Below are 20398 nucleotides of genomic sequence, written 5' to 3' on the forward strand. Positions count from 1 at the left end.
CAGAAGAGTGACCTCGTATGCTGAACTGTGATGACCGATCAATTAGCAGCTTGTTGCGATGGGGCGAGCCTGCAGCTCACCGCAGCCGAGGCATCGTTGCTCGCCAACCGGCTTGGGGCACTTGCCGATCCGGTTCGTCTCCAGATCTTGTCGATGATCTCCACGTCCCCGGCCGGCGAAGTGTGCGCCTGCGACTTCGTCGACCCGATCGGCAAGTCGCAGCCAACGGTCTCACACCACCTCAAAGTCCTCGCCGAGGCCGGACTCATCGATGGCGACAAGCGCGGCCGTTGGATCTGGTACCGGCTAGCGCCCGGGGCGGTCAGCGCCACAACGACAGCGCTCCTCGACGCCACCTCCTGAGATGTGCGGTCGGTTCGTCTCCACCAGCACCCCCGACGCGATCGCGTCGTACTTCGGTGCGACAGCAAGCATCGAATCGCTTGGCCAGAACTTCAACGTGGCGCCGACCCACGACATCTATGGCGTTGTCGCTGATCCAGCAGGGAACAAGACGGTTCAGGCGTTCCACTGGGGCCTGATCCCGAGTTGGGCGAAAGAACGCAAGATTGGCGCCAAGATGATCAACGCCCGGTCCGAGACGATCACCGAGAAGCCGTCGTTCCGTGGCCTCGTCAAGAAACATCGAGTCATCATCCCCATGGACGGCTTCTACGAATGGAAGCCCGGCTCACCCGACGGTCCACTCAACAGCAAAGGCAAGCCGCTCAAGCAACCGATGTTCATCGAACGCATCGACGGCGAACCGCTGGCAGTTGCAGGGCTCTGGTCCGCTTGGAAAGACCCAGCAGATCCCGAGCAGCGGTGGCTGCACAGCGCCACGGTGATCACGACCGAAGCCAACACCGACATGTCGGTCGTCCATGACCGGATGCCAGTCCTCGTGCCGCCGGACCGATGGGAAGAGTGGCTCGACCCGAGCAATGCCGACATCGAATCACTCAGCGACCTGTTCACCGCGCGAAACGACGGCATCCTGCGCCTCTACGACGTGAGTACTGACGTCAACAGCGTCCGGAACGACACACCAGCCCTCACAACCCCAATCTCAGGGCCAGAGTCAGGGTGAGAGTGTCACACCGAGGTCAGACCAAAACGTGACAGGTGTGACATGTTCAGGGTGAGAGTTGGGCGGTGATGGCCGCGGCCCACGCAACGAGGTCGGAACGCTCGACGCTTGCAGCAGCGTGAGCGAATGACAGCTCACGCATCTCGTTGGTCGGGATCAAGTGGATGTGGGCGTGGGGCACTTCGTAGCCGGCGATGATCATGCCGACTTTCGCGCAGCCGAAGGCGCGATGCTGCGCCTGAGCAATCGTGCGACTCACGTCAAACATGTGAGCGTTCAGTTCGGGGGACGCCTCGATCCAGTGGTCGATCTCTTCGATCGGGACCACGAGGACGTGGCCAGCCGTGATCGGGTTGATCGACATGAATGCCACACACTGTTCGTCGCGCCACACGAACGTGCCGGGGATGTCGCCGTTGATGATCATTGTGAAGACGGTGCTCATACGTCGGCCACAGTACGCGCCACGTACGATGGCCGTGTGACCGACCCCCAACCAACATCGGCCATCCCCGACGCCGAGCCAGCCGAAGCCGGCCCGTTCGACAACCTCTGGACGGTGCCGAACCTCTTCACCCTGGCTCGCCTGCTGTGCCTGCCGCTGTTCCTCTGGCTCTTGTTCAGTAAGGACAACCGGGCCGGAGCCGCGTGGATGCTCGCCGCGCTCGGATCGACCGACTGGATCGACGGCTACATCGCACGCAGATTTAACCAGGTCAGTGAATTCGGCAAGATGTTCGATCCGACCGTCGACCGACTCTTCTTCTTCGTCTCCGTCATTGCGATCATCATCGATGGCTCGATTCCGCTCTGGTTCGCCCTGGCGGTCCTCTTTCGCGAGGTTGCCGTTGGGCTGATGATGACCATCGCGACGCTGTTCTTCGAGATGGAACGATTCGACGTCACCTGGTGGGGCAAGACCGCCACGTTCCTCCTCATGGGCGCTGTACCGAGTTTCCTGATCGGCAACGCAGACGTCTTCGAGTCCGGGTTCTTCAGCATCATCGCTTGGCTCGCAGGCATACCGGGGCTGGCCTTGAGTTACTGGACCGGCATCACCTACATCCCACAGGTCCGCAAGAGCATCGCTGAAGGTCGCGCTCATCGTGCCGAACGTGTTCCTTCTGCACCTTGATTCTCGCTACTGTGGGCCTCATGAACATTCCTGCTGACCTTCGATACTCGTCTGACCACGAATGGATCCGCCAAGACGGCAACATCGTGACGATCGGGATCACCGAATTCGCTCAGGATTCCCTCGGCGACGTGGTCTTCGTCGAGGCCCCCGAGGCCGCCAGCGTCGTCGCTGCGGGCGACTCGTTTACCGAGGTCGAGAGCACCAAGTCTGTCAGTGACATCTATGCGCCCGTGTCCGGAACAATCGTTGCGATCAACGAGAAACTCGACGACACCCCCGAACTCTTGAACAGTGATCCTTACGGTGACGGTTGGCTCTGCTCCATTGAAATGAGTGATCCCTCGCAGCTCGACGGCTTGATGGATGCCGACGGCTACCGGGCGCTGACAGAAGGCTGACCCACATGAGTACGTACGTGTTCTGCAACCAGTGCGGCCACCGGAACCCACCCGAGAGCGCCTTCTGTTCGAGCTGCGGTGAACCATTGGATTCCTTGAGCGACCGCACCATCACCCTCACGGCGATCGATCCGTTGCAAGACGCACCGGGTTCGGACGATGACATCGTCATCCCGGTCGGCGACCTGCCCCTCGAACTCGGCGTTCTCATCGTGCGCGCAGGGGCACAGGCCGGCGCTCGCTTTTCGCTCGACGAGACAACCACCAAACTCGGTCGACATCCCGACAGTGAGATCAGCCTCGACGACATCACCGTCTCGCGACGTCATGCCGAGATCGAGCGGACCTCTGACGGCTATGTGGCCAGCGACGCTGGCTCTCTGAATGGCACCTACGTCAACCAGGAACGCATCGACAGGATGCTGCTGCGGCACGGCGACGAACTACAGATCGGCAAATTCCGGCTTGTGTTCTTCGAGCGTCACGATGGCTGAGCAACAGATTCCGAGCGCGTCGATGTCTCACCTTTCGATCGGCGAAGTGCTCTCGCTTCTCCTCGAAGAATTCCCCGATGTCACCATCTCGAAGATTCGTTTTCTCGAGAGTCAAGGTCTCATCGACCCTGAGCGCACCCCGTCGGGCTACCGCAAGTTCTACGACGACGATGTCGAGCTGCTGCGATGCATCTTGCGCGAGCAACGAGAGAACTACCTGCCACTGCGAGTGATCAAGGATCGCCTCGACTCGGGCGAGATCGACCCGACCTCCGAGACCGCGCGCCCGCGCGGAATTAAAAACATGCCCGACGACCGCGCAGCCAATGCACAGGTCGTCACCGGCGCGACAGGGATCGATGCACTCTTTGCGCGCACCGCTGCATCAAACACCGCCGTGACGGACGCCGGCGGATCATCAACCACCGAGCCGGAAGCCCCAGCACAAGATTCCGCTCCGGCAGCGACCCCGATAGCGGCGCCGCCAACGCCCACGGCGGTGATTTCTGCACCGGATCTTCTTCCTGGTGTCGTGTTGACCAAAAACGAGCTGTGTTCGATGGCTGGCCTTGATGCAGCCGAACTCGAGAACCTCGAGTCGTACGGACTCGTCATCTCGCTCCGAGGTTCCGGTGGGATGTACGACGAAGGCGCACTTGACATCGCACGCGTGTCCAAGCAGTTCCTTGACGCCGGTGCTGATGCCCGCCACCTCCGAGGGTGGAAGGTCGCTGCCGACCGCGAAGTGGGCCTGTTCGAGCAGATGATCCAGCCGCTCCTTCGCCAGCGCAATCCGCAGGCGACCAGCCAAGCTCGCCAGCACCTCGTTGATCTCGATCAGCTCGGCGGGCAACTTCGTGACGCATTGATGCAAGCTGCGATGCGCCACCACTTCGAAGACTGAGTATCGTTCACGGTGTGATACCTCTCGAGTTGGTTGGCGTCCGTGTCGAAGTGCCGGCGAATACGCCGATGATGTTGTTACGCGAACAGGGTGGCAGCCACCGTCTGTTGCCGATCTACATAGGGACGCCAGAAGCATCCGCCATCCACTACGCACTCGAAGGTGTCCAGCCGCCTCGTCCGCTCACGCACGACTTGTTCCTCGTCGCGCTCGGCGAACTTGGCGCGTCGGTGACGAAGATCGTCGTCACAGCGATGATCGACCGGACATTCCATGCCGAGGTACACATGTCGTCTCCGGCAGGGGACAAGGTCATCTCCTGCCGCCCATCGGACGCCGTAGCGTTAGCAGTTCGATGCGATGCGCCCTTGTTCGCCAGCGACGAACTGATGGATGCTGAAGCACAAGACGCTCCGGCCGAGCCTGAAACTGACGCCGCCGAGATCATCGACGACTTCAAAGATTTCCTCGACACCGTCAGCCCTGAAGACTTCGAGGCCTGAGCGCTCGCGCCCGAATGGGCAGCACGATCCCGCCGAATCGGGAGTCGCACGGCACCGAGCCCACCAAACTCTCAATCAATGGTTGACCGTTGAGCGACGAGTGGCGTAGAGTCGTTGATCTCACAGAGCTGTAACTACCCGTTTGTGGTGCTGCCGAGTGAGTTTCGACAACCGTCGGCACACCGTGTCGCCCTGTCGGGATCAACGACCGGAGGCACGACCATGGACGACACACAACTCAACGATCAGCTACTCGCGAAATCGCTCGGATATAGCGGCACGCAGACGGCCACGGTCGTCGGCATCACGTACCGTCAGCTCGACTATTGGGCTCGCACCGACTTGATTCGCCCGTCGCTCAGCGACGCCAGCGGCAGCGGCAGTCGGCGTCGTTACTCCTACACCGATCTGCTCGAATTGAAGACGATCAAGAAGCTCCTCGACGCCGGCATCAAGCTGGAACAGGTCCGCAAGGTATTCGAGTATTTGCGAGAGCACGTCACCTCCGACATTGCATCGGCCCATCTCGTGATCGAGGGCGAGAGCGTGCAGGTTTGTGCTGACGACGGTCAGTTGATCGACGTCTTGAAGAAGGGCCAGGGCGTTCTCAACCTGCTGTCGATGAGTGGCGTGCAGTCCGAACTCGAAGCCGATGTCGCCGAAATCGCTGCGCAGATCCTGGACGAGCAGCCCCACCGGCGGGTTATCTGAGCTGAGGGGTATCCACCATGCAACTCGAACAATCACCGCTCGTTGAGCAGCACCGCGCACTCGATGCCAATCTCGTCGAGTTCGGTGGCTGGGAGATGCCCATTGCCTACCCGTCTGGCACCGTTGCTGAACACCTTGCTTGCCGCCACGGCGCGGCAATGTTCGACGTGTCGCACTTGGGTTCCGTCCGGATCGAAGGCGAAGGCGCCTTCGATCGCCTGCAGGCCACGTTCACCAACGACCTGAACAAAGTCGCGCCGGGCAGGGCGCAGTACACGCATCTCCTCGATGCAGCTGACGCCTCCGTGCTCGACGACATCATCATTTGGTGGCATCCACGCGCCGACGGCGAACCCGACGTGTTCGACGTGATGCCCAACGCTTCCAACACCGACGACGTCGTCGCCGCCATTGGCGGAGTCGAGGCAACCCGCACTCGAGCAGTCATTGCAGTGCAGGGCCCAGAAGCCAAAACACAACTCGCTGCCGTCTTCCCTGCTGCAGCAGCAGTGGGCCGATTCCGTGTCGCCATCTGCGAATGGAACGGCACAAATTGCACCGTTGGCGGCACCGGCTACACCGGCGAGTCCGGCGTCGAAATCGCTGTGCCGGTCGACGCTGCCCCTGCACTCTGGGAAGCCCTCGTCGCAGCGGGCATCACGCCAGCAGGGCTCGGCGCACGCGACACGCTTCGACTCGAATCAGGGTTGCCGCTCCATGGCCACGAACTTGGCGCTGGGATCACCTCGCTGCAGGCCGATCTTGCCTGGGTGGTTGCCTGGAACAAGCCAGCCTTCACCGGCCGTGATGCTGCTCTTGCCGAACGTGAAGCCGGCGTCGCTCGCCGCCTCTTCGGTATCACCGTGGAAGGCCGTCGGCCAGCTCGAACCGGCTGTGCCATCTCGATCAACGGCAAAGTCGTCGGCGAGGTCACGAGCGGCAACTTCTCACCGGTACTTGGCCACGCAATCGCGCTCGGGTTCCTCCCACCGGAGACCTCTGAAGGGCAAGCGGTGTCGATCGACGTACGCGGCAAAGAGCTGATTGGTCGCATCGTGCGACCACCATTCGTCTGACCCGCAGGTCAAGTCTTCTTCTGCGCCGTCTTCCTGCGAGCGACAGGCTTCTTCGCCGCGACTTTTTTGGTCGCAGACCGCTTGGGCCGCGAAGCGGGAGCCGCAGGTGGGGGAGCGGGCTCGGCTCGTGGCGCTGGCCTGGAGCCACTGCCCATGCCGGGGAACTTCAGCCCGCCAAAGAGCCCGCCTGCTGATTCGGCAAGCTGCGTGAGTGGCCCGAGGCGGTTCTGCAGGTCGCCCAAGATGTCGCTGAACTGACCGAGTTGATGCGGCAGTTGCGCGAACGCTGGCGTCGATAACGTCTTTGCCAGCCGCTCGATCCCCGGTGCAGCCGCCATCGCCGGCCCGCTGACGACCTTCATCATCTCGTCAGCGGTTTTGATCGTCCGTGTCATCTGCGGGATTGCAGCGCGGATCGGCTCTTCGAGTTCGCTGACGATCGAGTTGATCCGCTGGGTGGTCTCGTTGAGATTCTCCATCGTGCGGTTGAAGTTCTCAACGCCCTTCAGGAACTCGTCGACCCCCTTGCGGAACTGCTCGAACGACTGGATCGTTCCTGCGAGCGGTGCCGCGAAAAGGTTGAACATTTGCGACAGGGGATCACTCTCAGCCATACCCACAACCTAGCTGCGCGCTCAGGTGGCATATGCCTCAAGTGGCTCGCAGGAGCAAACGAGGTTGCGGTCACCGTACGCGCCATCGATTCTTGACACCGGGGGAAAGAACTTCGACACACGCAGCGAGTCGAGGGGGAACGCCCCGAGATCACGGGAGTACGGGCGATCCCAGTCGCCGAGTAATTCCTCCGACGTGTGTGGAGCATGCCGCAACGGGCTCTCCTCGATCGGCCATTCTCCGGCAGCGACCCGATCGATCTCGCTTTTGATCGAGATCATTGCAGTACAGAAACGATCGATCTCGCGCAATGTTTCGCTCTCGGTCGGCTCGATCATCAACGTGCCGGCGACGGGGAAGCTCATTGTTGGCGCGTGGAACCCGTAATCCATGAGGCGCTTTGCGACGTCGTCGACAGTGACACCAGTCTCTTTGGTGATGTCACGGACATCGATAATGCACTCGTGCGCAACACGGCCTTGCTCACCTCGATACAACACCGGGAAGTGTTCATCGAGTCGCTCGGCAATGTAGTTAGCAGCAACGATTGCCACAGAGGTCGCATCGGTGAGGCCTTGGCCACCCATCATCTCGAGATACATCCAAGGAATCGGCAGGATGCCAGCAGAGCCGAAGTTGGCTGCCGACACGGCGCCGACCGGCGATGACCCGTCGAGCGGATCACCTGGGAGGAACCGTTCGAGGTGAGCCCGGACGCCGATCGGGCCCACGCCGGGGCCGCCACCGCCGTGCGGAATGCAGAACGTCTTGTGCAGGTTCAGGTGGCTGACATCAGCACCGAACTTGCCCGGTCGGGCGTGGCCGACCAGCGCGTTCAAGTTGGCTCCATCGACGTACACCTGACCTCCAGCATCGTGGACGAGTCCACACAGTTCACCGATCGATGCTTCGAACACACCGTGAGTCGACGGGTAGGTGACCATGATGGCTGCGAGTCGATCGCCCACCTCAGCAATCTTGAGCCGCACGTCGTCGAGGTCAACGTTGCCCCGAACGTCGCATGCGACGACCTTGACGTCGAGGCCAGCCATCACTGCACTTGCTGCATTGGTGCCATGCGCACTCGAAGGGATCAGGCAGACAGTGCGCTGCTCATCACCGTTACTCCGGTGGAAGGCGCGGATGGCCAGCAAACCGGCAAACTCGCCCTGGCTGCCTGCGTTCGGTTGCAGGCTAATGGCGTCGTAGCCGGTGATCGTTGCAAGCCGAGTGGCCAAGTCATCGATCATCTCGTGGTAGCCAGCAACTTGCGCAGCGGGGGCGAACGGATGAATCTCGGCGAACTCGGGCCACGTGATCGGCAGCATCTCTGACGTGGCATTCAGCTTCATGGTGCAGGACCCGAGCGGGATCATCGTGCGGTCGAGTGCAAGGTCGCGATCGCTCAGGCGACGCAGGTATCGAAGCATCTCATGTTCGGAGTGGTACCGCTCGAACACCGACTGAGTGAGGAATTCATCAGTGCGACGCAATGCAGCTGGGAGCCCGTCGGGCGCCTCGTCGAGTGCAGTGTCAACCAATGGTTGACCCCCGAGCGAGGCAACAACCATTGAGACGTGATCGAGGGTGGATGTCTCGTCGAAGGTCAGACCGACCTGAGTGTCGCTGACCCGTCGAACATTGAACCCAGCATCGAGCGCAGCGGCAATGGATGCGTCGACATCGGGGGAGAGCATCGTCAGAGTGTCGAACCACGTGTCGTTCAGGACCTCGATACCACCGGCCCGCAAACCGGCTACGGCGATCGAGGTGAGTCGCTGCACTCGCTCGGCAATGCGGGTGAGACCGGATTTGCCGTGCCATGCCGCGTACAGGCCTGCGATGTTGGCAAGCAGCACCTGCGCTGTACAGATGTTCGACGTGGCCTTCTCGCGTCGGATGTGCTGTTCGCGAGTCTGCAGCGCGAGGCGCAGCGCCGGGCGACCAGCGGTGTCTGTGCTGACGCCGACGATCCGGCCCGGCATCGACCGTGCTGAGTTCTCCCGGGCCGCAACGAACGCAGCGTGCGGACCACCGAACCCCATGGGCACGCCGAAGCGTTGCGCCGAACCGATGGCGATGTCAGCTCCCATCGCCCCGGGCGACGTGACAAGGACCGATGCCAGCGGATCGGTAATGACCGCTGCAACGCCACCGTGACCGTGCACGACAGCAATGGCCGCGGTCCAATCCATCACCCGACCGCGCGAGCCCGGGTTGCTGAAGATGGCGCCGAACACACCAGCTACGTCGTCGAGGAGTGCAACGTCGCCAACAATCAAGTCGATACCGACCGGCTCGGAGCGCGTTCGCAGCACGGCGAGCGACTGGGGATGAATGTCCTCGTGCACAAAAAAGCGCTGCGACTTCGACTTCGACTGGCGGCGTGCCATCGTCATTGCCTCAGCCGCTGCCGTTCCTTCATCAAGGAGCGAGGCGTTGGCGACGTCGAGGCCGGTGAGTTCGGTGACGAGAGTCTGGAAGTTGAGGATCGCTTCAAGGCGACCCTGGCTGATCTCGGGCTGATACGGCGTGTACGCCGTGTACCAAGCGGGGTTTTCGAGCACGTTGCGGGCAATCACCGGGGGAGTGATCGTGCCGGTGTAACCCATGCCGATCAAGCTGGTCACCACCTGGTTCTTGCTGGCAATCGCACGCAACCGCCGGATCGCTTCGGCCTCGGGCACTGCAGGTGCCAGGCCGAGCGGCTCGTCAGAACGGATCGAGTCGGGCATCGTTAAGTCGAGCAGTGCGTCCACTGACTCGACGCCGATCGTTGCAAGCATGTGCGCCATGTCAGAAGCCGAGGGGCCAATGTGGCGGCGGACAAATTCGTCGGGTTCAAACAGGTCGCCGATCGGTGTGGGCACGGTTCTCTCCATGGTGGTGAGTTGGCCCCCGCTGTCATCGTTGCCTGAGAGTTTTGATCCCCGTGGGCGAGCCTCCCGCATCTGCAGACGACTTCTTTCCAGCGTGCCTCACTCGAACGGTCCTGGTGCTTGAGCGATTGCCGGGGTGGGTTGCGCCTTCAGCGCCGGATTAAACCGGCTCTCCCGATCGAGTGGATCGGCGTTTCAGTTGTGAGTTGCAGGTTAGCAAGGTGGCACCATCGACACGTGAACCCCAGCACGATGATGTTGCCGCTTCTCGATGGGTCCGTACTACAAATCGCTGAGCTGACGCATCGACCCCGCCGAGCCGAGCGACATCCATCGCCTCGAACGGTTTCAACGCGAGCGTGATCAGAATCTCCTCGGCATGACCGAGCCGCACGGCCCGCTCACCGTTCGGCCGCGTGCCCGTGCCCTGGCGGGGCATCAACGTCTGGTCAACCGGTTCTGCAGTGACTGCAGATGCCGTCTGCTCGTCGGGGTCCTTCCGGCCGGGAGCCGGCACCTCGATACTGGTGACGGTCATCGGAAACTCGATGACATCGTCGCTCGCGTGCCGTTCCCACATCGTTCCGACGTTACTGCGACCGGTGCTCTGCGTCGTTTCGAACCCCGGGAGTTGGTCAGACTCTCCCCATGGCGACGATCTCCTTTCCTGCTCGACTCCGTGCTCTGGCCGCCGAGGAACCCGATGCCGCCGCGGTCAGCTGCTCCGGCACGACGCTGACCCGCTCCGCATTGCAGTCGAGCGCAACCCGCTTGGCCCGAGAACTCCAGGGCCACGGTGTCGAGTCAGGCGACTACGTTACGGTCGCTCTTCCGAACTCGACCGACTGGTTCGTTGCGTATGTGGCGTGTTGGATGCTGGGTGCTGTACCCCAGCCGACGTCGGCAAAATTGCCTGCCCGCGAACTGGCAGCGCTCGTCGAGCTGGCCGAATCGAAGGTGGTCATCGGCGCGCCCGACTCAGCCGTAGCGCTGCTGCCAGACGAGATTGTGCACCTGCCGCTCGGCCATGTTGCAGACCTCGGGTTATCTGACAACCCACTGCCCGACGCCGTGTCGCCCGCCTGGAAGGCCCCGACATCTGGAGGGTCAACCGGTCGGCCCAAGCTGATCGTGTCGGGTGATCCTGCCGTATACGACACTGACGCACCGTTGCCGCTCGGCCTCGAAAATGACGGCTGTCTCGTGATGCCCGGCCCGCTCTACCACAACGGCCCTGGGGTCTGGGCGTGCCAGGCGCTCCTCGCCGGTAACCACGTCGTGCTGTTGCCGAAATTCGACGCAGAGGCGACGCTCGCTGCGATCGAGACGCATCGTGGGGACGTCGTGTACATGGTCCCGACCATGATGAAGCGAATCCTGCGACTCGAGCCCGACGTCCGGCTCGGCTTCGATTTGTCGTCGCTGCGAATCGTCTGGCACCTTGCCGAGCCATGTCCGGCATGGTTGAAGCAGGAGTGGATTGACTGGCTCGGCGCCGAGCGGATCTATGAGCTCTATGCCGGCACAGAAGCGCAGGCCGTCACCATCATCACCGGAACCGAGTGGCTCGAACATCGAGGTTCGGTCGGCCGCGTGACCACCGGAGAAATGAAGATCTGCGACGAGGACGGGAACGATCTGCCAGTGGGCGAGCAGGGCGAGGTGTGGATGCGATCGAACCGAGATACACCGACCTACAAGTACGTGGGTGCTGAAGCAAAAATACTCGATGGCGGATGGGAGTCGCTCGGCGACATCGGCTGGTTCGATACCGACGGCTATCTGTATCTGGGCGATCGCGTCGCTGACATGATTCTGAGCGGGGGAGCAAACATCTACCCCGCCGAGGTCGAGGCCGCGCTCAACGAACATCCACTCGTCGAATCATGCGCCGTCATCGGGCTCCCGAACGACGATCGTGGTAACGACGTGCATGCGATTGTGCAAGCCAACGATGTCGGTGACAGCGATCTGCTCGAGTTCCTCGCCGAGCGGCTTGCCACGTACAAGATGCCCCGATCGTTCGAATACGTGACCCAGCCGCTACGCGATGACGCCGGCAAGGTCCGCCGCTCAGCGCTACGCGCCGAGCGAATGTAGTCGTAGCCGATCACGCCGCCGGAGCGAATGAGCTCTGGTGCTGCGGCGTGGTGTTGCCGCAATCGTCGATCGCCTTGAGGTAGGGGTACGGGTTGACCGCAGCCCCGCCGCCCGGATGAATCTCGAAGTGGAGATGCGGGGTGGCGCTGCTGCCCGTGTTGCCAACGAATCCAACGACATCGCCAGCTTTGACCTTCGTGCCGACCTCAATACCGGGAGCGAAGCCGCTCATATGCAGGTAGGTGAAGTAAGAGCCGTTATCTTGGCCAACACGAAGGCCGTTGCCAGCCAAGGCACCGGGCCGATCCCAGTACTGCTTGGTGATGGTGCCGTCGACGACGGCGTACAGCAGATTTCCTTCTCCGGCGATGACGTCGACACCTTCATGGAGCCGCCCGTTGCCACGAGGGGCATGCCACGTGTTGCCGAAGTAACATCTGCCCTGGATCGGGAACCTGTCGAGCTTGACCGCTACCGCCGTCGACGTGGGAGAGGTGCCAGACTCTGAGAAGCCGAGTTTGTCGGCCACTTCCTGTGTCACCGTGCCAGTGACGGTCAGACCGTTTGTCTGCTGGAACTTTGTGATGGCGGATGCTGTTGCGTTGCCAAACGATCCATCGGCACCGCCGACGAGGTTCATCCCCGAATCGACCAGGAGTTGTTGGAAGACACGAACTCGTTCGCTCGACTCGCCCTTCTTGGGGAAATCGCCAGCGGTCGGGGCGAAGGCATTCGGCTCCGGTGTCGGCTCGGCAGTCGGTGCTGCCGGCATGCCCAGGTTCAAGATCCGAGCGCCCTGTGCGGTCACCACTCCGGTCTGCGGAATGGCATTCACGCTTTGGAAACCGATTAATGCGGACTTCGTTGCGTTGCCGAACGATCCATCTGCGCCGCCACGCACGACAATGCCGGTGCCCATCAACGCTGTTTGGAGGTCCTTGACCAATGGTCCCTGGGCGCCCAGAGTAAGTCCAACGTAGGGATTCGGGGCCGCAGGAGCAACTGGGGGAGCAACCGGGGGAGTCGTGGCCCCGAGACCAAGCTTGATTGCGGTTGTCTCGTAGATCGCGCCGCTGACGCCGAGGCCGTTTGCCTCCTGAAATTTGGAAACTGCAGCCTTGGTCGCGTTACCAAACACCCCGTCGGCACCGCCGCGCACGGTCATACCTGCATTAATCAGTGCCTGCTGAACTTCCTTGACCAGTGGGCCGCTTGCGCCAACCGCGAGGCCGATGTACGGGTGAGCGGTGGATTCCACTGTTACTTCATCTGGAGCGGCGGGAGCCGGCGGAGTTGCGGGAGCAAGGGGCGCGACCGAGGTGATTCCGAGCTTGGAAGCAGTGACCGCATCGACAGCGCCGGATCGGGTCAGGCCGTTCCAGCGCTGGTACTGAGCAACAGCCGCAGCAGTGCCCTTGCCGAACTGACCGTCTACGCCGCCCGCAAGGTAAACACCTGCGGCAACGAGTCGTTCTTGGAGATCTGTGACGGAGGCACCAGTCGCGCCGACCTGCAATCCGCCATACGCCGCCACTGCGGTGGGTGCCGGAGTAGTAGGAGTGGGAGTGGGGGTCGAGATTCCGAGGGCAAGAGCCGTGGCCGTATCGATTTCGCCGGATTGTGCGAGACCCTTGGTTGACTGGAAGTTGATGACTGCGGCGCGGGTCGCTGGCCCGAAACGGCCATCAGCGCCACCGGGAACGGCAACGCCGGCCGAGATCAACGCTCGCTGCACCGTCGCGACTTCTGCGCCGGCCGAACCCTGACGGAGACCGACAAGACTTTGGGCAACGAGGGGGGCATTCACAGGTTGCGGCGCCGCGGACGCCACGATGGGCATCGCCGACAAGCCACCGCTCGCGACAAGCGCACCGCAAACACCATGAAGGAGCAAGCGACGAATTCGATTCTGGGGGGACGCCTGTTTCGTCATCAACGATCTATTCCCTGCATAGAAGAGCTATCGGCGCAACAGCAGGGGACATCAACCTTCAGCCAAAGATCGAGGGTCTGATTTCGACTCGAGCGGAACACGAATGCTGCAGCCAACACGCTGGGCGACAACAAAACACCAGCTCACAGGACCAGACGGAGAGGCGGATCGCAGCCTGGCACAATCTCTATGCTCTTCCTCTCGCCAGAAGGTATATTGACATAACGACAATTATCGGCGTTGCAGTCCGCAAACCGTCGTGTCGGGAAACCACGAAATCTCGTACCCAGCTCGCCATCTCACCAGACGCCGAATCCCACCCGAGTCGCGCGACCGGAGCTCCATCGAAGACCCGAGTCGTGAGCGCAACCATCCACCAGTGGGTCCCCACCACCACGACGGCCTCAAGCGAGCACCTGACAGCGACGCAGGACGAAGTCCTGCCTGGAGCGCTGAAGCAACGCTGTTCCCCAAGCCAGATCTCCCGCAACGACAACTTCGTGAAAGGCTCTTTATGTCATGACATAATCATGGCTGTGTACTGGGTGCGGACATTTCGCGATCACGCAGGGGTCTCGCCGCCTCCATCAGCCAGTCGAGCATTTCAGTGAGCTCGCGAACTGTCCGGGTACCGCCAGCGGACATGTCTCGGTCGGTGTCTTCGACTGCACATGCCAGCGCGTACAGATCGTCGTGCAGTCGGTCGAGTTCGTCTCGGGCGATGACGAGTTCATTTTCACTCAAGTCGAGTTCATTGGCTCGCTGACGCGACACCCAGTCCCATTGTCGACATCGTTGGCTGCAGAACCGTCGGGGTCTGCCCCGTCCAGTTTGCACCGGGAGGACTCGGCGGCACCATCCACAGTGCCGGGCCCCGCTCTTGACTCTTGTCTTGACCCCGCTCTCGTCCGGGACCGATGCGATGGACAATTCTGTCATGACGTAAACAGTACGCAATCACGGCCGTTGGACCGCGAACCTTGTCTGCGAGACTCCGGGAATGACCCCCCTCGATCTTCCGGTCGCTCCAGGCCGCTCATTCGCCAGCGACAACGCCGCCGGAGCACATCCGACCATCATGCAGGCCATCGTCGACGCCAACGAGGGCCATGCGCTTGCCTACGGCCAGGATGAGCACACGCAACGGTGCGAGACGGCCTTTAGCGAACTCTTCGGCACCGACGTCACGACTCGTCTGGCGTTCAACGGCACGGGAGCCAACATCGTCGCGCTCGCCAACATGCTTGGCTCGCTGCCGGGTCCGCATCACGCGATCGTCTGCACGGACTGGGCGCACATTGCAGTCGACGAGACAGGTGCACCAGAGCGCGCTCTCGGAACCAAGCTCCTCGAGATCCGCTCCCCCGACGCCAAGCTCACCCCTGAGTCGCTGCAGTCGGTGACACACCTGCAGGGCGTTCAGCACCACGTCCAGCCCGGCGTCGTTTCCATCACGCAAGCCACCGAACTCGGCACCATCTATACGGCGGGCGAAATCACTGACTTGTGCACTGCAGCCCATGAAATGGGCATGTTGGTCCATCTCGACGGCGCCCGGATCGCCAATGCGACTGCTGCGCTCGGCGGAACCCGGGAAACACTCCGGGCGTTCACTGTCGATGCCGGCGTCGACGTCGTCAGCTTCGGTGGCACCAAAAACGGCATGCTCGGCGCCGAAGCCGTCGTGTTTCTCAACAACGACGTGGCCGCCGGCTCCGAGTACACCCGCAAGCAGGTCACCCAACTGCCCTCCAAGATGCGCTACCTCGCCGCCCAGTTCAACGCGGCGCTCCAAGATGATCTCTGGATTGACCTGGCTCGCCACGCAAACGCCATGGCAACTCGCCTCTACGACATCGTGTCCGCAATCGACGGCATCGAAGTTGGCGCGTCACCCCAGGTCAATAGCCTGTTCCCCCGTCTCGCCCCCGAGGTAATCGAGCCGCTCCGTGACTGGTGCTTCTTCTGGGATTGGGATCCGACGGTCCACCAGGTGCGCTGGATGACGGCCTGGGACACGACCGAGAACGACGTTGACGTGTTCGCCGCAGGCGTTCAAGCGCTCGTCGCCGCAAATACTTGCTGAGTACAATTGACTCACGAGTCGATTAGGTTTATTGTCTCGCTTTGTCGGCACAGAACATGGTGCCGCACAGGGAAAATCCGCAACGACTCAGGGGGCACTGCTATGGCCGTCATCGATCTCAATGTGCAAATCGAGGCTGTGAATCACTGGATGCGCGACGGGGCCTGTAAGGGCCTCACGCATCTGTTCTTCCCGTCCGCGGCCGAACGGCCACAGGCGAGAGAGCGACGCGAAACAGCAGCAAAAGACGTCTGCGCGAGTTGCACCGTGCGTGCCGACTGCATGGTCTTCGCCCGCGAACAGCACGAATACGGCTTCTGGGGTGGAGAATCCGAAGACGAGCGCCACGCTGCCGGTTTCCGGCTCATCGCGCCCATCGGTGTGCGCGCCCGATCCGCATCCTGACGCCACTACTGGTTCGAGACGCCAGCTTCGGCGCGGGCTGGAAGCACCCATTCGGTGTACTGAATCCCGTCCCGTACGCTGGCATCCGTGTTTGATGTCACCGTCTTCGGCTCCGCCAACCTCGACCTCGTCGTCACCGTCGAACGCCATCCTCAACCGGGCGAAACGCTCCTTGGCGACTCGTATGCCGAGTTTCCTGGCGGCAAGGGCCTCAACCAAGTCGTCGCTGCCGCCCGTGCTGGCGCGTCCACGTCATTTCACAGCGCCGTCGGCGACGACGCGGCTGGCGATCGGCTGCGATCGCTCATCCTCGTCGAAAACGTCGACGATGCTCATCTGCTGACGTCGCACGGAAAGCCCACCGGCCGCGCAGCAATCGTCGTGAATGCCGCCGGAGAGAACTCCATCGTTGTCGTGGCTGGAGCCAACGCCGATGTCGTTGCACCGCGAACCTTGGCGCCCTGCCGCGTGCTCCTGACCCAGCTTGAAGTTCCCCTCGTTGAGGTCCAGGCAACACTTGCGTTGGCCCAATTGGCCGGCACGCTGACGCTGTTGAATCCAGCACCAGCGCAGGCGCTCGACGATTCGTTGCTGGCGCTGTGCGACCTCGTGATTCCGAACGAACACGAGGTCGAACTGCTCGGTGGGATCGAGGCCCTGCACGCGGCTGGAGTCGGAACCGTCATCGTGACCCGTGGCGCCGACGGCGTCACCATCAGCCGCGACGGTGCGATTGAGCATCGCACGGCCCTCGCTGTCGACGTGGTCGATACGACCGGTGCGGGTGATGCCTTCTGCGGCAACCTCGCGGCTCGGCTGGCTCTGGGAGACGAACTCTCCGACGCCATCGACTGGGCGGTCGCTGCTGGAGCACTGGCTGTCACCATCGCTGGGGCTGTGCCATCACTCCCCTACGCAGCGCAGACTGCGCAATTCATCGGCTGACCAGTCAGGACAGTACGCAGCAAGTTTCAGTGCGCGTGGGTCAGTCGAATGCTCGCCCAACCTGCATCAATCGTGGTGCGTTCGACCTGCATCGGAATCAGCGCGTCGATGACGTGCTGATGGTCGTCACCGAGAATGCCGCTGATGATGAGCACCCCGTCAACTGCGGTCAGGCGACGCAAATCGGCCGCCAGTGAAACGAGTACCGGAGCGAGGATGTTGGCAACAACGACGTCGTAGGGCCCTGAGATCGTCGCAAGCTCGGCCATGTCGACCTCGATCTGATCGTTCACGCCGTTGAGCTGAGCATTTGCAATTGTCGCCTCGAGGGCGCCGGCTGAGATGTCGGTAGCGCGGACGGTTGTGACGCCACGCTGAGCCGCAACGATCCCGAGCACGCCCGATCCACAACCGACGTCAAGGACGCTGGATGCATCGTGATCTGCCAGATAATCGGTCAACGTGCTCAAGGACAGGCGTGTGGTCGGGTGGTCGCCTAACCCGAACGAACTGCCCGGCTCGATCAACGTGACGAGGACGTCAGGGCCGGCGTCGAGTTCATGCGCCTGCCACTGCGGTACAACGACGCCCGTCTTGGCGTACCAAGTTGGCCCAACGTGCTCCCTCCACGTCTCGACCGGAGTGACGACATCGGCGGTGCGCCACGCCCAGCCCGGTTCGAGCCGCTCCACCGCTCGGCGAATCGATTCCTCAGTTGCTCCAACCGACGTCCACAATTCGACCTGTCCATCGACGACCTGCCCGACGCCGACGGCCTCAACGCCGAGTTGCCAGAGCCGATCTGCTGCGAGCTCCTCGTCGATTTCGGGAACGGTCACATGGAACGTTTTGTTCGTCACAGCCGCATTCTCGCTGGCGAATGGGCCCGACCGGACGCCGCGGTCAATCGAGACGGCGCAGACCAGTCTTGTACACCTCGATACGTTCCTTGTAAGAAGACGACGCGAGTTTGATGTCTTCGATTCGTGCACGATCAAGCCTGATCTGCGCCGGAGACCCGACCGCCATGCCTCCCGACGGCACTTCAACATCCTGCAGCACGACAGAGTTTGCCGCCACGATCGATCCGGAACGGATGATTGAACGATGCAAAACCTGGGCGTGATTACCGATCAAGACGTCGTTCTCGACGGTGCACCCCTCGAGGTGGATGCCATGGCCGAGAACGCAGTCGTTCCCGACAATCGTTGGCCAGAACGGCGTCGTATGGATCACCGATGTGTCTTGAACGCTGGTCCCAGAACCAATTTCGATATGGCCACCGTCGCCGCGCAACACAGCGCACGGCCACACAGACGAGTACGGACCAATCCTGACGTCACCGATGATCACGGCGTCAGGATGGATGAACGCATCGCTGCTAATTGTCGGTACGAGATCACCAAGTGCGTAGATCGGCATGCGCGGCACCGTAGGCCAATCGGCACCTGTGCACCGAAGCGGATCAGGTTCCGATATCTTGGCGCGTCTATGCCCCGCAGGATTGACATCGAACTGACAAGCGCGAGCTCGGACGGTTCTTGGACATGGCGTGCAGCCGGAGCCCTCAAGCCGAAAGGCACCGTGGACGGCTCGATCCTCCACGATGGTGCCTCTGTCGGCGACGTCGTGAAAGTCGAGGCCGAGCAGATGCTCGATGGGATGGAAATCCTCTCGGTTGTTAAGGCACGCGACAAGAACGAAGGTCGTGGCCTCATCGAGTTGCTACCCGACGACAAGCCCTTTGAGGCCGTCATCGAAACAAAAGCCAAGCGCGGCCGAGGCGAGCGCAGTGGCGGCGACGACCGTGAAGGACGCGGCCGAGGCCGCGGACGCGACGGCGACGACCGTGGTGGTCGCCCCGCCCGTGATGGAGACAAGCGCGGCAGTGGCCGCGAAGGTGGCCGTGATGGAGACAAGCGCGGCAGTGGCCGCGAAGGTGGCCGTGACGGCGACAAGCGTGAGCAGTCCGACCGCCCGAAGAAGCCGCATTTCGAGGCACCCCCCGAGGTTCCTCAGCGGCCCAAGCCAAAGCGCCTCCGCCCAGGCAAGGCCCGTACCCAAGCAGTCCTGGCGTCGGTGCCCGAAGAGCAGCGTCCAATCGCCGAACTCGCACTCCAGGGCATGGGAGCTGTGCGCACCCGGGTCAAGGAAGAAAACACCAAGCTCAAGGCGGACGGGAAACCGGAAATGCCCGAGTCCAGCGTCACCAAGATGGCAGAAGACATGCTGCCCAAGCTGCGTGTCGCTGATTGGCTCGACCGCGCTGAGGCCGCTCAGCGCCAGATGCAGCACCTCGATTTGCGTGATCTGCGCAGCGTCGTGGCTGCAAGCGCAGATCCAATGGTTGCTCGTGACGAGTCGACCCGTGTCATTGCTGACGAGCTCAAAGCATCCTTGGTCACCAAGCAGTCCGAAGAGATGGCCAACTGGCTCGAAGACGTCGACGCCGCACTCACTGTCGGCAGAGTGATTCGGGCGCTTCGACTCTCGTCGCAGCCTCCGAAGGCCGGCGTAATGTTCCCGCCACAGCTCGCCAAGCGTCTCGGCGAAGCAGCAACCAATTCGCTGCTTCCTGAGGATTCAGGCGATCGCTGGTCGGCAGTCCTCGAAGCTGCTGCCTTCTCCCCTGTCCGCGCCCTCGTCACACCGACGGTTGCGCCGACCACCATCGACGACGAACTGAAGAAGACGATACTGCGCCTCGGCCCGCTGTTGCCGCAGATCGCCGCATTGCTCGGCATCGAAATACCCACGAGCACCAAGCGGCCCAAGCCGCTTCGCCCGACAAGCCGCAAAGAACAGAAGAAAGTCCGCGACGACAAGCGCGAGCCGGGTCTCGGCGAACGCGGCAGCCGTGACGGTGGTGGCGAACGAGACGGTGCGCGCGAAGGCAGCCGTGACGGCGGCGCAGGCCGCGGACGCGACGGTGGTCGCGAAGGCGGACGCAACGATCGGGGCGGGCGAGGCCGTGACGGCGGCGCAGGCCGCGGCAAGCCAGGCGGTCCAAAGGACCGTCCCAAGGGCATGCGTGACGTTGCTGAAGTGATGGCTGCCAAGCGTGCCGCCGAGGCAGCAGTCGAGGCAGCCGCAGAAGCTGCAATCGTCGAAGCAGCAGCAG

Annotated in this window: 21 protein-coding genes, 1 pseudogene and 1 riboswitch; of the genes and pseudogenes, 14 read left to right on the forward strand and 8 right to left on the reverse strand. The window is 62.2% G+C overall.

Features of this window, described 5'->3' with window-relative positions:
- Positions 1 to 30 precede the first annotated feature (30 nt).
- Together ACH2EI_RS07235 and ACH2EI_RS07240 are read left to right on the forward strand one after the other, a co-directional pair.
- Positions 31 to 363 carry an ArsR/SmtB family transcription factor gene (locus tag ACH2EI_RS07235; RefSeq protein ID WP_395156543.1) on the forward strand — a complete coding sequence of 111 codons (333 nt, stop codon included), beginning with the start codon at positions 31 to 33 and terminating at the stop codon, positions 361 to 363.
- A 1-nt stretch (position 364) separates the two neighbouring features.
- Positions 365 to 1090, forward strand: a complete 726-nt coding sequence (locus ACH2EI_RS07240) for an SOS response-associated peptidase (protein WP_395156541.1) — start codon at positions 365 to 367, stop codon at positions 1088 to 1090.
- 46 nt (positions 1091 to 1136) lie between these two features.
- Here the strand turns inward: ACH2EI_RS07240 and ACH2EI_RS07245 are convergent, their stop codons facing one another.
- The gene (locus tag ACH2EI_RS07245) at positions 1137 to 1535 is read right to left on the reverse strand and encodes an HIT family protein (protein ID WP_395159561.1); all 399 of its coding nucleotides are present in this window, start codon (positions 1533 to 1535) and stop codon (positions 1137 to 1139) included.
- A 36-nt stretch (positions 1536 to 1571) separates the two neighbouring features.
- On the opposite strand from ACH2EI_RS07245, the gene ACH2EI_RS07250 reads away from it, so the two are divergent.
- From ACH2EI_RS07250 to gcvT, 7 genes are all read left to right on the forward strand, one after another.
- Positions 1572 to 2225 (forward strand): CDP-alcohol phosphatidyltransferase family protein, encoded by a 654-nt coding sequence (locus tag ACH2EI_RS07250; RefSeq protein ID WP_395159563.1) that lies wholly within the window; start codon positions 1572 to 1574, stop codon positions 2223 to 2225.
- Positions 2226 to 2245: 20 nt separating this feature from the next.
- Positions 2246 to 2626 carry a glycine cleavage system protein GcvH gene (gene gcvH, locus ACH2EI_RS07255; protein WP_395156535.1) on the forward strand — a complete coding sequence of 127 codons (381 nt, stop codon included), beginning with the start codon at positions 2246 to 2248 and terminating at the stop codon, positions 2624 to 2626.
- A 5-nt stretch (positions 2627 to 2631) separates the two neighbouring features.
- A complete protein-coding gene (locus ACH2EI_RS07260) occupies positions 2632 to 3120 on the forward strand; it encodes an FHA domain-containing protein (protein ID WP_395156533.1) in 489 nt (162 codons plus the stop codon).
- On the forward strand, positions 3113 to 4024 hold the full coding sequence (locus ACH2EI_RS07265) for a MerR family transcriptional regulator (protein WP_395156531.1): 912 nt from the start codon (positions 3113 to 3115) through the stop codon (positions 4022 to 4024). The genes ACH2EI_RS07260 and ACH2EI_RS07265 overlap by 8 nt, the downstream gene beginning before the upstream one ends.
- A 14-nt stretch (positions 4025 to 4038) precedes the next feature.
- Entirely contained in the window at positions 4039 to 4527 is a 489-nt protein-coding gene (locus tag ACH2EI_RS07270) for a bifunctional nuclease family protein (RefSeq protein ID WP_395156529.1), read from the forward strand.
- Between the two features lie 222 nt (positions 4528 to 4749).
- Positions 4750 to 5238, forward strand: coding sequence for a MerR family transcriptional regulator (locus ACH2EI_RS07275; RefSeq protein WP_395156527.1), 489 nt, complete (start codon positions 4750 to 4752; stop codon positions 5236 to 5238).
- Between the two features lie 17 nt (positions 5239 to 5255).
- Complete coding sequence (gene gcvT / locus ACH2EI_RS07280; protein WP_395156525.1) at positions 5256 to 6314, forward strand: glycine cleavage system aminomethyltransferase GcvT; 1059 nt, start codon at positions 5256 to 5258, stop codon at positions 6312 to 6314.
- Between the two features lie 8 nt (positions 6315 to 6322).
- On the opposite strand, the gene ACH2EI_RS07285 is transcribed toward gcvT, so the two are convergent.
- The 3 genes from ACH2EI_RS07285 to ACH2EI_RS07295 form a co-directional block, all read right to left on the reverse strand.
- Complete coding sequence (locus ACH2EI_RS07285) at positions 6323 to 6928, reverse strand: hypothetical protein (protein WP_395156523.1); 606 nt, start codon at positions 6926 to 6928, stop codon at positions 6323 to 6325.
- A 21-nt stretch (positions 6929 to 6949) separates the two neighbouring features.
- Positions 6950 to 9811, reverse strand: a complete 2862-nt coding sequence (gene gcvP, locus ACH2EI_RS07290) for an aminomethyl-transferring glycine dehydrogenase (protein WP_395159565.1) — start codon at positions 9809 to 9811, stop codon at positions 6950 to 6952.
- Between the two features lie 95 nt (positions 9812 to 9906).
- A riboswitch (glycine riboswitch) is annotated at positions 9907 to 9995 on the reverse strand.
- Complete coding sequence (locus ACH2EI_RS07295; protein WP_395159567.1) at positions 9969 to 10388, reverse strand: hypothetical protein; 420 nt, start codon at positions 10386 to 10388, stop codon at positions 9969 to 9971. (Overlaps the previous riboswitch by 27 nt.)
- A gap of 68 nt (positions 10389 to 10456) precedes the next feature.
- On the opposite strand from ACH2EI_RS07295, the gene ACH2EI_RS07300 reads away from it, so the two are divergent.
- Complete coding sequence (locus tag ACH2EI_RS07300; RefSeq protein ID WP_395159569.1) at positions 10457 to 11908, forward strand: AMP-binding protein; 1452 nt, start codon at positions 10457 to 10459, stop codon at positions 11906 to 11908.
- Positions 11909 to 11918: 10 nt separating this feature from the next.
- Here ACH2EI_RS07300 and ACH2EI_RS07305 read toward each other — a convergent pair whose 3' ends face one another.
- Together ACH2EI_RS07305 and ACH2EI_RS07310 are read right to left on the reverse strand one after the other, a co-directional pair.
- The gene (locus ACH2EI_RS07305) at positions 11919 to 13748 is read right to left on the reverse strand and encodes a peptidoglycan-binding protein (RefSeq protein WP_395159571.1); all 1830 of its coding nucleotides are present in this window, start codon (positions 13746 to 13748) and stop codon (positions 11919 to 11921) included.
- 621 nt (positions 13749 to 14369) lie between these two features.
- Positions 14370 to 14585, reverse strand: coding sequence for a hypothetical protein (locus tag ACH2EI_RS07310; protein WP_395154545.1), 216 nt, complete (start codon positions 14583 to 14585; stop codon positions 14370 to 14372).
- A 256-nt stretch (positions 14586 to 14841) separates the two neighbouring features.
- On the opposite strand from ACH2EI_RS07310, the gene ACH2EI_RS07315 reads away from it, so the two are divergent.
- The 3 genes from ACH2EI_RS07315 (at position 14842) to ACH2EI_RS07325 (ending at position 17277) form a co-directional block, all read left to right on the forward strand.
- On the forward strand, positions 14842 to 15927 hold the full coding sequence (locus tag ACH2EI_RS07315; RefSeq protein ID WP_395154546.1) for a threonine aldolase family protein: 1086 nt from the start codon (positions 14842 to 14844) through the stop codon (positions 15925 to 15927).
- 102 nt (positions 15928 to 16029) lie between these two features.
- On the forward strand, positions 16030 to 16332 hold the full coding sequence (locus tag ACH2EI_RS07320; RefSeq protein WP_395154547.1) for a WhiB family transcriptional regulator: 303 nt from the start codon (positions 16030 to 16032) through the stop codon (positions 16330 to 16332).
- Between the two features lie 87 nt (positions 16333 to 16419).
- Positions 16420 to 17277, forward strand: a complete 858-nt coding sequence (locus ACH2EI_RS07325; protein ID WP_395154548.1) for a ribokinase — start codon at positions 16420 to 16422, stop codon at positions 17275 to 17277.
- Positions 17278 to 17303: 26 nt separating this feature from the next.
- On the opposite strand, the gene ACH2EI_RS07330 is transcribed toward ACH2EI_RS07325, so the two are convergent.
- Together ACH2EI_RS07330 and ACH2EI_RS07335 are read right to left on the reverse strand one after the other, a co-directional pair.
- Positions 17304 to 18137 carry a 50S ribosomal protein L11 methyltransferase gene (locus ACH2EI_RS07330; RefSeq protein ID WP_395159573.1) on the reverse strand — a complete coding sequence of 278 codons (834 nt, stop codon included), beginning with the start codon at positions 18135 to 18137 and terminating at the stop codon, positions 17304 to 17306.
- Between the two features lie 43 nt (positions 18138 to 18180).
- Positions 18181 to 18699 (reverse strand): gamma carbonic anhydrase family protein, encoded by a 519-nt coding sequence (locus tag ACH2EI_RS07335; RefSeq protein WP_395154550.1) that lies wholly within the window; start codon positions 18697 to 18699, stop codon positions 18181 to 18183.
- A gap of 69 nt (positions 18700 to 18768) precedes the next feature.
- Between ACH2EI_RS07335 and ACH2EI_RS07340 the strand changes: the two are divergent.
- Positions 18769 to 20398, forward strand: a pseudogene (locus ACH2EI_RS07340) (hypothetical protein); the annotation flags it as partial.

The sequence above is a fragment of the Ilumatobacter sp. genome, assembly GCF_041688325.1.
In the GTDB taxonomy this organism is placed as follows: domain Bacteria; phylum Actinomycetota; class Acidimicrobiia; order Acidimicrobiales; family Ilumatobacteraceae; genus Ilumatobacter_A.